Origin of the sequence: Lutibacter holmesii (genome assembly GCF_042679665.1) — a bacterium.
Classification (GTDB): Bacteria; Bacteroidota; Bacteroidia; order Flavobacteriales; family Flavobacteriaceae; genus Lutibacter; species Lutibacter holmesii.
This window is the reverse complement of sequence record NZ_JBHTMV010000003.1, coordinates 402064-414769: the sequence shown is the minus strand read 5'-3', so window position 1 is coordinate 414769 and position 12706 is coordinate 402064. Positions and strand designations below refer to the sequence as shown.

Annotated in this window: 10 protein-coding genes; all 10 read right to left on the bottom strand. The window is 31.2% G+C overall.

Annotation, left to right across the window (positions count from 1 at the left end):
• Window positions 1-2: 2 nt before the first annotated feature.
• On the bottom strand, window positions 3-1541 hold the full coding sequence (locus ACFQ5N_RS04610) for a lytic transglycosylase domain-containing protein (protein WP_386808135.1): 1539 nt from the start codon (window positions 1539-1541) through the stop codon (window positions 3-5).
• Window positions 1542-1547: 6 nt separating this feature from the next.
• The gene (locus ACFQ5N_RS04605; RefSeq protein WP_386808134.1) at window positions 1548-2501 is read right to left on the bottom strand and encodes an OmpA family protein; all 954 of its coding nucleotides are present in this window, start codon (window positions 2499-2501) and stop codon (window positions 1548-1550) included.
• 18 nt (window positions 2502-2519) lie between these two features.
• A complete protein-coding gene (locus ACFQ5N_RS04600) occupies window positions 2520-3278 on the bottom strand; it encodes an exodeoxyribonuclease III (RefSeq protein ID WP_386808133.1) in 759 nt (252 codons plus the stop codon).
• 211 nt (window positions 3279-3489) lie between these two features.
• On the bottom strand, window positions 3490-5313 hold the full coding sequence (locus ACFQ5N_RS04595; RefSeq protein WP_386808132.1) for an AMP-binding protein: 1824 nt from the start codon (window positions 5311-5313) through the stop codon (window positions 3490-3492).
• Between the two features lie 7 nt (window positions 5314-5320).
• On the bottom strand, window positions 5321-7618 hold the full coding sequence (locus ACFQ5N_RS04590; RefSeq protein ID WP_386808131.1) for a penicillin-binding protein 1A: 2298 nt from the start codon (window positions 7616-7618) through the stop codon (window positions 5321-5323).
• The gene (locus ACFQ5N_RS04585) at window positions 7618-8100 is read right to left on the bottom strand and encodes a gliding motility lipoprotein GldH (RefSeq protein WP_386808130.1); all 483 of its coding nucleotides are present in this window, start codon (window positions 8098-8100) and stop codon (window positions 7618-7620) included. The genes ACFQ5N_RS04590 and ACFQ5N_RS04585 overlap by 1 nt, the downstream gene beginning before the upstream one ends.
• Window positions 8093-9553, bottom strand: coding sequence for a regulatory iron-sulfur-containing complex subunit RicT (gene ricT / locus ACFQ5N_RS04580; RefSeq protein ID WP_386808128.1), 1461 nt, complete (start codon window positions 9551-9553; stop codon window positions 8093-8095). The genes ACFQ5N_RS04585 and ricT overlap by 8 nt, the downstream gene beginning before the upstream one ends.
• A 112-nt stretch (window positions 9554-9665) precedes the next feature.
• Window positions 9666-9896, bottom strand: coding sequence for a ferredoxin (locus tag ACFQ5N_RS04575; protein WP_386808127.1), 231 nt, complete (start codon window positions 9894-9896; stop codon window positions 9666-9668).
• Complete coding sequence (locus tag ACFQ5N_RS04570; RefSeq protein ID WP_386808125.1) at window positions 9897-11150, bottom strand: peptidase U32 family protein; 1254 nt, start codon at window positions 11148-11150, stop codon at window positions 9897-9899. It abuts the gene before it with no gap.
• A gap of 103 nt (window positions 11151-11253) precedes the next feature.
• Window positions 11254-12606 (bottom strand): Kelch repeat-containing protein, encoded by a 1353-nt coding sequence (locus tag ACFQ5N_RS04565; protein WP_386808124.1) that lies wholly within the window; start codon window positions 12604-12606, stop codon window positions 11254-11256.
• Between the last annotated feature and the right edge of the window lie 100 nt (window positions 12607-12706).

The window sequence follows — 12706 nt, the reverse complement described above, 5'->3', positions numbered from 1 at the left end:
TTTTAATTATTATAAATTTTTAATTCAGTTCCTGGCTTTAGACTTTTAACCCTCCAAATATCATTCCAATCCTTAATATTTTGAACTGAAACATTTGGGTATTTTTGTGCAATTAACCAAAGTGAATCACCAGACTGCACTTTATAAGTAGAATATTTACCCGTTGGAACCACTTTTTTAGATGTTGAAGCTACTGCTTTTGTAGGTTCAACATTCATTTTTTTAGGATAAATAGTAAGTTTTTGCCCTACTTTTAAGCGTGAACTCTTTAAATTATTCCAACGTTTTATACTACTAACAGAAACACCATATTTTTCAGAAATTTTACCTAAATAATCTCCACTTTTAACTCTGTAAACTGTACGATCATTCATTTCAACATAACGTGGCAAGGGTTTTTCACGTTTTGCTTCTTCAGCCAAGGCATATTTGTAAATAAGATCCTCATTGCTCACAAAAGCTCCAATATCTTTTTTAGGTAAGGTTAATGTGTAATTTTTACCTTTTATAAATGGAATAATATCTAATTTATATTGCGGATTTAAAAACTGAAGCACTTCAATATCAACATTCAATGTTTCATAAATTTGCTCAAATGTTAATTGTCCTTTTACCTGAACTGTATCTGTCTCAAAATAAGCAATCGCATTTTTTTTAGCCTTTATATTGTGCTCTTCAGCATATTCAAATATATATAAGGTTGCGTAAAACGCAGGTACATACCCAGCTGTTTCTCTTGGTAAATTATGACGTATATTCCAATAATTTTTACTTCCTCCAGATCTTCTAATAGCTTTACTTACATTCCCTGGCCCAGAATTATACGCCGCTAAGGCCAAATCCCAATCACCAAAAATTTTATACAAACTTGACAAGTATTTACAGGCAGCTTCTGTTGCTCTGTAAGGGTCTGAACGCTCATCTACATATGAGCTTACATTTAAATCAAATTGCTTCCCTGTTTGGTACATAAATTGCCACAAACCTTTGGCGCCAACATATGATTTTGCTCTTGGCTTTAAGGCCGATTCAACAATGGCTAAATATTTAATTTCTAACGGAATATCATATTTATCCAATTGCTCTTCAAACATTGGAAAATAATAACGTGCGCGTTCCATTAACACTGAAAATGCTGATTTTCGTCTTTTCAAGTATGTTTTAATTACTTGCTCTAAGTTTTGGTTGTACTCAATATGAAAAGGCGTTTTACTATCTAATGCCAACAAACGTTCTTTTAACAAAGCTGTTGGAAGCTCTTCAAGTTCTGTTACCAATTTTTCATCATCTCTTAACACGTACGGAATTGTGTCATACAGCGGAGACTTAATCAATTCATTCAACCATAAACTATCAATTACAGCGGCTTCTACATGAGTTTTAAATAATAATGAATCTGGTGTTTTTAACAATAAACTATCTCCAGAAGAAAGTAATTCTTTAGAATCTTCAATAGTTTCAATAGCCAAAGTGTCGGATTCTGTTTGAGAAAACCCGACACTTGTTACTACTAATAAAAGTACTATTAGTATTTTTTTCATGTATTCTTATTCGTTTAAAAGTTTTGAAATTTCGTCTAAGTTAGGCGCTAAAATAATTTCAATTCTTCTATTTTTTGCTTTTCCTTCTTTTGTTTCATTGGTACCCACAGGTACATATTCACTTCTTCCTGCTGCTGTAATTTGTGTAGGATTTACTTTTTCGCTTTCTAAAATACGTACAATTGCAGTTGCGCGTTTTACAGATAAATCCCAATTATCTAAAACTGTTGTTCCTTTGTATGGCACATTATCTGTGTGCCCTTCAATCAACACATTTATATCTGCGTTTTCAGCTAAAACAGTTGCCAATTGCTTCACGGCTTTTTTCCCTTCAGAACCAACTGCCCAGCTACCAGAATTAAACAATAATTTGTTTTCCATAGACACATAAATTTTTCCATTTTTATGTTCTACAGTTAATCCTTTTCCTTCAAAATTATGCAATGCGCTAGAAATAGCATCTTTTAATTGCTGCATTTGCGCCTCTTTTGCATTGATTAAACTTTGTAATTCTTCAATTTGAATAGAGCGTTCATTTAATTCTTTCTGAAGATTTTCTAAACGCAAACTTTCAGCCGCTAATATTTTCTCTTTCTCTTCTAACTGTGCTAACAACTCTTGATTTTTTTGAGATTGTTCAGCCAATTTTTTTGAACTTTGAGCAGATAAAGCTTGGTATGATTCGTCTAAATTATTGTATTTGTGTTGCAATGCTTCTAAATCACTTTGCAATTGTGCCTTTTGTGCTGAAAGCTCGTCATACTCTTTATTCAATTTCACTAAATCGTCTTCAAGTGATTTTTTAGCTGCTAATAAATCGTCTTTTTCTTCTATTAATTTTGAATTTGAAGAACGTAATTTATTGTATTTAGATTCTAAATCTTGATATACTTTTTTTGACACACATGCATTTAATGTACATGCAATTACGCATAAAAGTGCTATTTTTTTTAACATCATAAAGTTTTGTTTTAGTATTTAATCAATTTCTACTACAATAGGACAATGGTCTGAATGCTTTGCTTCAGGTAAAATATACGCCCTACTAATTCTATCTTTTAACGGTTCACTTACCATATTATAATCTATACGCCAACCTTTGTTATTGTTACGTGCATTTGCTCTATAACTCCACCAACTATAATGATTTGGTTCTTTATTTAAATAACGAAAAGAATCTATAAATCCGCTATCAATAAAACTTCCAATCCATTCACGTTCAACAGGTAAAAATCCTGAAACACCTTTCATTTTAGGATTGTGAATATCAATTTCTTCATGACAAATATTGTAATCTCCACAAATAACAATATTTGGAATTTCTTTTCGCAACTCATTTACATACTCTTGAAATTCAGCCATATAATTTAGCTTAAAATTTAAACGAGCATCATTTGTTCCTGAAGGCAAATACAAGCTCATTACTGAGACATCATCAAAATCTACACGTAAATTTCGACCTTCAAAATCCATTGATTCAATTCCCGTGCCATACTCAATATGATTTGGTTTTATTTTAGATAAAATAGCAACACTGCTATACCCTTTTTTTTGTGCCGAAAACCAATAGTGATATGGATAACCAGCATTTTCAAATAAACTTAAATCTAATTGTTCTTTATGCGCCTTGGTTTCTTGAATACAAATCACATCAGGATTTGCAGCTTCCAACCATTCTATAAATCCTTTTTTTAATGCAGCTCTAATTCCGTTTACGTTATATGATATTATTTTCATTATTATTTTTAAGTATTGAAAAATTAAAAGTTTGTAAAGTTAACTGAAAGATTTAATGATTAAAAATAAAAACCAACTAAGAAATTTTATAACAATTATTAAAACGCTTAAATCTTTCTCTTATTATTTTAAAATATTGATAATCATTAATATTGAAGCGATTAACTGAGTTCCTGCAAATAGATACTTTAAATTGTTTTATCAGAAAAAATTACTGTTTCTTTTTGTATAATTCTTTTAATGCTCTTCGCATTATTTTGTTTGATGCTGTTCTTGGTAACATTTCTATTTCCACTAAATCTGAAACTTTAAAAAGTGGATTTAATTGCTCTTGAACACTCTTTTTTGTTTGCACTAATTTTTCTTCAGCTGATAAGGTTGATGTACAAGCAACATAAAATACAACTAAATTACTTGGACCTCCGCCTTTTGGTGTAACTGCAATTGCCGCTGCTTCTTTTACAAAATTTTGTTGGTTAACAATTGCTTCAATTTGAACCGAACTTACTTTAATTCCACCTAAATTTATGGCATCATCAACTCTTCCTTGAGCTTTGTAATAACCGTTTGATAGCTGTTCCAATTCATCTCCATGTCTGCGTAATAATTTACCTTCAAAAGTTGGTGTATTTTTATAATACACTTCAAAATGATTTTTATTTAACAAGCTTTTAGACAAACCCAATATTGGCGGAATTAAAAACAGTTCTCCTTTATTTGAAAGTTTATTTTCTTCATTCAACAATACAAATTCACCACCCAATGCTTGGGTAGAAAAGGTGCTTGCACAATTTGGTTGCACAATAGTACTTGTAACATATCCACCACCAATTTCAGTACCTCCGCAGTATTCAATAACAGGTTTATTGTTAGCCAACTGCATTAAATATTCCATTTCAAATGGGTTAGAAACTTCACCTGTTGAACTAAAACATTTTATACTACTCCAATTAAATTGCTCCATACAACCAGAAGTTTTCCAATGCTTTACAAAACTTGGAATTACACCTAACATTGTTACATTAGCATTTTGTACAAAAGCACCAAAATTTTCACCTATTGGTGCTCCATTATACAACGCAATAGTTGCTTTATTTATTAGCGTTGCAAATACTAGCCAAGGCCCCATCATCCAACCTAAATTGGTTGGCCAACAAACCACATCATTTTTGTGAATATCTTGGTGATAATATCCATCGCTGGCGCACTTTATAGGTGTTGTATGTGTCCACGGAATTGCTTTTGGCGCTCCGGTTGTTCCAGATGAAAACAAAATGGTAATGATATCATTTGGCTTTTGAATAACCGTTTGAAAGGCTGTTTTTTCACTTAAAAAATCAGTCCAACAGCTATCTTTTTCTCTTAAATTATTTTTTTCTTCGGAAGTTTTTATAACAATTGTTTTCGGAGCATTTGCTTCCAATAACTTTGTGTATAATGGTAACTCTTTACCATTTCTATGAATAACATCTTGCGTAAAAACTACTTTAGGATTCGTGATTTTTAAACGAACTGAAATTTCATTTGGAGTAAAACTATCTGCAATAGTAACAATAGGCATACCTGCTTTAATACCTGCTAAATAAATAGCAACAGCTTCCAAAGTCATAGGCATATCAATAGCTATTGTATCACCTGTTTTTAAACCTATTTCAAGAAAACCATTGGCAATTTTATGAACAAGTATTAAAAGTTCACGCTGTGTTACTTTTTGAAGTGTTCCACCTTCATGTTGAAATACTAAAACAACCGCATCCTCTTCATTCTGAAAACAAGAGTCTACAATATTTAATTTTGAATTGTATAGCCATTCGGCATTTTCAACACCTTTTGCAATGTTTAATATAGCAGTGAATTTTTCTTGAAATTGAATTCCTAGGTTTTGAACTGTTTCTGTCCAAAAATCTTCTTTATGTTTAACTGACCATTTCCAAAAATCATCATAATTTTCAAAACCATGTTGCTGCATCATTTTATAAATGTTGCTGTGCTCAATGGTTTCTTTTGATGGTTTCCAATATGGCTTACAAGTCATTTTTTATTTAAAATTCTTCAACTTCTTCTATAATTGTTTCAACAGTTTCATCTTCTTCAGTAGTTTCATTACAATCAACTTGAATACTTAGATCTTCAGGCATTTCAAAATCTTCTTGACTTACTGATAGCTCAGGGTCTGCATATAATTTCTTATAATACAATGCCCAAATAGGCAACGCCATTGTAGCACCTTGACCTTGTGTAATTCTTTTAAAGTGTGTTGCTCTATCTTCACCTCCAACCCAAACTCCTGTGGCTAAATTTGGCACAATTCCCATAAACCAACCATCTGATTGATTTTGAGTTGTACCCGTTTTACCAGCAATAGCATTTGTAAACTCATATGGGTAACCTGTGGCAACATTATCTGGGTATTTTCCCCATTTAGTTCTTAATCTAATTCCCGAACCAGCCTGTGTTACACCTTCTAACAAATTAACAACTACATAAGCAGATTCTTCACTTAAAACCTCTTTTGAAGAAGGTACAAATTGCTCTAAAACGGTTCCGTTTTTATCTTCAATTTTTAAAAGCATCATTGGCTCAATTTGCAAACCTTTATTTGCAAAAGTTGCATACGCACCTACCATTTCATACAGTGATAAATCTACCGAACCTAAAGCAATTGAAGGAACTTCTGGAATTTTACTTTTAATACCAGCACTTTTTGCCAACGCTACAACCGTTTTTGGGTGTACACGATCAATTAAATTAGCTGTTACTACATTTACCGATCCTGCCAAAGCCTCTTTTAAAGTTAACTCTCCACCGTATTTATCATCAGAATTTTTTGGGGTCCAATCTTCTGGCATTCCGTATTTTTCCTTCGGAATTGTGTACGGAGTGTTTGGTAATTTAAAACAAGGTGATAATTTTAACTGATTGATTGCTGAAGCATACACAAAAGGTTTAAAGGTAGAACCTACCTGACGTTTTTGTTGTTTTACAGCATCGTATTGAAAATGTTTGTAATTAAAACCACCAACCCAAGCTTTTACATGACCTGTTTGCGGCTCAACCGACATTAAACCTGATCTTAATATTTGTTTGTAATATAAAATAGAATCTTTTGGTGTTAAAATGGTGTCAATATCACCTTTCCAAGAAAAGATTTTCATTTCTGTTTTTTTATTGAAAGAAGCTCTAATTTCTTTTTCTGAAGCTCCATTTTTCTTCATTCGTTTCCATCGATTAGATCGCTTCATAGCTTGCGTCATAGTAGTTGCTATTTCACTATCTTCTAAATCATAAAAAGGTGCTGTTTTATTTCTTTTTTGCTCTTTGTCAAATACACGCTGTAGGTTAGACATATGTTCGTCCATTGCTTCTTCAGCATATTTTTGCATTCGAGAATCTAAGGTTACATAAATTTTAAGTCCGTCTCTATGTAAATTGTATTTAGTACCATCAGGTTTAGGATTGTTTTTAATCCACGTTTTCATAACATCACGTAAATACTCTCTAAAATAGGTAGCAGTTCCATCACTATGACTTTCTCTATTGACATCTAAATTTAGATCTGTCAATTGTAGCGAATCTTTCTCCTTTTCAGAAATAAATTCATTTCGAAACATTTGCCCTAAAACAACATTTCTTCTATTCCTAACCAACTCTTCTCTTCTTAAAGGATTGTAGTAAGAAGCATTTTTAAGCATTCCAATTAACATTGCAGATTCAGCAACTGTTAAATCAATTGGTTCTTTCCCAAAATAAATGCGTGAAGCAGAACGAATACCTACTGCTAAATTCAAAAAATCGTACTTATTTAAGTACATGGTTAAAATTTCTTGTTTGGTATATTGGCGTTCTAATTTAACCGCAATTACATACTCTTTAAATTTTTGAAGTATTCTTTCTGGTAAATTTTTTGAACCTTCACCAGTAAACAATAATTTTGCCAATTGTTGAGTAATAGTACTCCCACCACCATCTTTTCCTAATTTTGCAACGGCACGCGCTGTTGCTTTAAAATCAATACCTGAATGCTCATAAAAACGTTCATCTTCAGTTGCAACCAACGCTTTAATTAAATTTGGTGGTAAATCTTTAAATTTAACTGGAGTTCTATTTTCTTTAAAATACTTTCCTAAAGTTTTTCCATCAACAGAAATAACTTCAGTAGCTAAATTATCTTCTGGATTTTCTAATTCTTCAAAAGTTGGAAGCGTTCCAAAAACTCCCCAAGAAGCTAATAAAAATATAAATATAATAGATAGCGTTCCTCCTAAAATAGCAATCCAAAACCATTTTATATATTTTGAAAAATTAGGAGTTGTTGTTTTTTTTGCTTGTGCTTTTGCCATTAGTTCACTTTTTCTATACTTAAACCTACATCAATAATACCATTTAAAGGTGCGCTTCCATTAATATCATTTATGCCTCTTGTTGCGTGTTGAATATTAAATTTATAATCACCTTTTTCTGTAAAAACTACATTTTCTTTATAAAACAGTTTATTCTCTTTTACATCAGTAAATCCGGTTCCCAACCATTTTCCTTGGCTATCTGCCATTTCATATTCTAAGGTATCTATTACCCTTAAACCTTTAGGAAATTCAATTTTAGCTATTAAAAATATAGAACTGTAATTGTAATCTTTATTATTTCTTATAGCTATAAACACATTTTTAGCCGAAATAGTATCTGTATTTGAAACAATAAATTCAATGTTATTTTCAGAAGCCCACTGATTGTCTTCAATAGATTGATATTGATCGTATATCAACCCCGAATCACAAGAAACAAGCAGCAAAGCTCCAATTAAAAATTGGAAATATTTATGCATCTTTAGTAGTATTCTCACTTTTTTTAGGTGGTCTTCTTCTTTTATTTCTGTTTTTATTATTTCTTGGCTTATTTACAGGTTTATCAGCTCCCTCAACTTTTGGTTGTTGTTTTTTATTTGCCAAAGGTTTATTTGGTTTGTTTTTAGGGTTCTGTTTGTTCTGAACCGGTTTATTGTTTTGAGCCGATTTATTACCTTGAACAGGTTTCTTTTTATTTTGATTTCCAGGTTTATTTGGATTTACTCTTTGCTTTTTAGGAGCCGCCTTTCGTTGATTTTGCCCACCTCTTGTTTGAGCTGGCTTATTAGCACTTTTTGCTTGAGGTTTTCTTTTTTTATTTCTGCGTTTATTGTTGCGCTTTGGCGCATCAAATCTGGTTAAACTATCTTGCCCAACAACGTTTTCAAAATCAACTTTAACTTCTTCAACTAAATCATCTTCATATTCTTCTAACGAAGCAATTTTTTCTTGATTTTTATTTAAAGCAATAATTTCTTGAACTTGCTCTAAAGTTAGCTTATACCACTTACTTCTATTTTCAATATACGTATACCAAAGTAACCCTTTAAAAATGTCCATTTTTACAAATGAAGCATTCCCTTTTTCAGTTCTTAAAATTACATCTTGTCTTGGAAAACCATTTAAGGCATCTAAATACGTATCTAACTCATAATTTAAACAACACTTTAGTTTACCACATTGACCTGCCAATTTTTGGGGATTTAAAGATAGTTGTTGGTAACGTGCTGCAGTTGTATTTACTTTTCGTAAATCTGTCAACCAAGTTGAACAACACAACTCTCTACCACAAGAACCTACACCTCCTAAACGTGCCGCTTCTTGACGAAGCCCAACTTGTTTCATTTCAACACGAATACTAAAAGCACTTGCCAAATCACGTATTAATTGTCTAAAATCTACACGATCATCAGCTGTATAATAAAAAGTTGCTTTATTTCCATCACCTTGATATTCAACATCAGACAATTTCATTTTTAAGCCTAATCGCATTAAAATTTCACGACCACGATATTGTGTATCATATTCTTTGCTACGTGCAGCCTTCCAAATATCAATATCTTTTTGACTTGCTTTGCGGTATATTTTTTTTACAAGTTCACTATCAGGAGCAATTCCTTTCTTCTTCATTTGTACTTTAATCAATTCTCCTGTTAGAGAAACAGTACCAACGTCATGTCCTGGATTTCCTTCAACAGCAACAATATCACCTATTGAAAGTTGAAGTTTATCATGGTTATGATAAAAGTGTTTTCTACCATTTTTAAAACGTACTTCTACAATGGTTTCAGGTTCTTGACCTGAAGGAAGCGCCATGTTTGAAAGCCAATCAAAAACGGTAAGTTTTTCACAACTATCAGTGGCACAATTACCGTTACTTTTACAACCTTTTGGCGTACTATTTATATCTGAAGAGCAACTATTACAGCTCATATATTTTTTAATTTTATTGTGTTACGTAAAATTGATAATTCAACTCTACAACCTTCACTAATTTGTAAAGATATGATTAAAATTACGAACTGTAAAACGTATAAAAAGGGATTTACGTTTGTTTTACATCAATAATTTTTACTGGGCAAGCTTCTTTTGCTTTTATACTGTCATCAAAAATAGTTTCGTCAGGAGATTTTATAGTAAAAAACCCTTTCTTTTCTTTAGCATGCAACAGCACAGATTTTCCGTCTTTTTTAGACATTTGAAACTGAGCAGGAGCCAATTCAACACAGTAATTACAGCCAATACATTTAGCTCTTTGTAATGTAATAATAACCATTTAGGCTTCTACTTTGTTTTCAACTATTTTGTATAGTTTATCAGAAGGTCTAATTCTAAACTCTAAAGGAATTGTTACAGAATCTCCCTTGGTTCCTTTTTCACCTTTTACATCGTTTACAAACATTTCTTTCACTTCCATTTCTTGAGCACCTGTTGTTGGACCAGTAATTAAAATAGTATCTCCAACAACAACGTCGTAAGCTTCTATTTTAAACTCCCCAATGTTTGCCTTTGGAAAATAATGCATTCCTTTTCCAATATATACTTTCTTTTGAGTGGCATGACTTCCAGATCCTTTGCTCCATTCACCAAGTTGCTGTCCTAAATAATAACCACTCCAAAATCCACGATTGTATACTTTCTCTAATTCTTGCATCCAAGAAATTACTTTTTCTTTGCTATAAGTTCCAGCTTCAATACTATCAATTGCATCACGGTAACATTTTATAACTTTTGCAACATATTCAGGAGCTCTTCCTCTTCCTTCAATTTTCAATACTTTAACACCAGCATCAACAATTTCATCTAAAAAATCAATAGTACATAAATCTTTTGGAGACATAATATATTCATTATCTAGCTCCATTTCAACACCTGTTTCTTGATCTACAACCGTATATTTTTTTCGGCAATTTTGTTTACAAGCACCACGGTTTGCTGACGAGTTATGGTTGTGCAAACTCATATAACATTTTCCTGAAACCGCCATACATAAAGCACCGTGTCCAAAAATTTCAATTTCTAATAAATTTCCTGAAGGTCCACAAATATTTTCTTTTGCTATTTGCTCAGTAATTTTCTTTACTTGACGCAAACTTAACTCTCTACTTAACACCATAGTATCAGCAAACATGGCATAAAAACGTGCCGTTTCTATATTTGTAATGTTAATTTGAGTAGAAATATGAACTTCCATCCCAATGGCTCTAGCTGAAGCAATTACAGCTTGATCCATAGCAATTACAGCTGTAATATCAGCTTCTTTTGCTTTTTGAAGAAGGGTTTTTATAATTGTTAAATCGTGATCGTAAACAATAGTATTTAATGTTAAATACGTTCGTACGTTTTTAGCTTTACATCTGTCTGAAATTTCCTGCAAATCATCTAACGTAAAGTTTATAGTTGCTCTTGCGCGCATATTTAATTGCTCAACACCAAAATATATTGAATCTGCGCCGTTGTCTAATGCAGCTTGTAATGATTCAAAATTTCCGGCAGGAGCCATTAATTCAATTTTCCCAGTAGTAGTCATTCTTTTTTAATTTTTTGCAAAATTACGTATTTTCTTATAACTATTAGTTATTCAACTAAATAATCGTTTTCTAAAGAATGTTAAAAAAAATGAAGGTGAAAATTTATAAGGTTTTAGTTCTTATAATTTTAGTTTTATTGAATTCAGAAATATCAATACTATATAATGCTGAGGAAGGAGTTGTTTCAAAATCACCAAAACGTAAACCGCCAAGTATGTATAGTTTATTGTTTGAAAAATACATTTTTGAATAGGTTATATTTAATTTAATATAAAACTCATTCAACTCTTTAGTAAGTGTATTGTATGTATATATTTTGTCTTTATCAAAAAGATAAATTATTTCATTATTATTTGCTATGGCCGGAGACTCCATTCCAAAAAACAAATTACCTTCTTTTTGCCACGTATTTGTTTTTAAATTATAACTTTCTATTTGCGACAATGGCTTTTTATTAAAACCACCTATTAAATAAATTTTATCTTTAATTAGCACACCTTGTGTTTCTTTAGCTACTGACATGGTATCTAGCTGATACCAAAATCCTTCTTTCAAATTATATAAATGAACTTTGTTATTATACTCTTTAGCACCGCTTTTTTTCATTTTTACTGAACCACCAAGAACAATTAAATTGCCTTGGTAATTAAAAGAGGCAAAATTAACAGCTTGATGCGGATTTGTTTCATCAACAATTCTTGTATTGTTTTGTACATCTAATAATTCAATAGTTGCATTTAAATAATCTTTTCTGCCTCCACTAGATAATATTTTACCTCCTAAAATATATACATATTGATTGATGATGTTTACATTATGTGCTGATCGTTTATCAAATTTCAAGATGTTTTTCTCCCAAGTATTTGTTGGTATATCATAGGTTAAAAAATCTCCTCTATACATATCATAATTATAAGAAACACCAGCTTTTAAAAGTTTTTCAATAAGCGTTAAATCTGAATGCTCATACTTTTCTAAGGTTTTTTCAACAGCATCAAAATTGTAAGAAGCATCTCCACCAACAACAAATATTTTATCATTATTTAAAACTCCACCAAATGAAAAAATACCATATTTCATTGATTTTAACTTTTTATAACTAATTGTTTGCTTTAAGTTTCTTTGATTAACTAAGGCAACTTCATCTAAAAAATTAACATTTTTCACCAAATACACATTGTAGATTTTTTGTCCTTTATTTAAAGCCATTTCAACAGTTTGATACCCAATATGTGAAAATTGAATATTCCCAAGGCCTTTTTTATTGGTAGCTATTTTTAAATAATAAACACCTTTAGGATTAGAAAACGTGCCATCTTCAAGGTTAACAACACTTACATTCACACCTTCAATAGGTTTATTTGTTGCTGCATCAAAAATTCGACCTTCAATATATTGTGAATAAGAGCTAATCGCAATAAATACAAATAAAATACACGTTGTAATTTTTTTCATTTTAGTTTTTTCTTTGAAGTCAAAATTTAAGCATTGTGATAAATTTAGTCTAAAAAAATACAACAATAACAAACTTTACTATTTGAGTGCATTTTTTAAC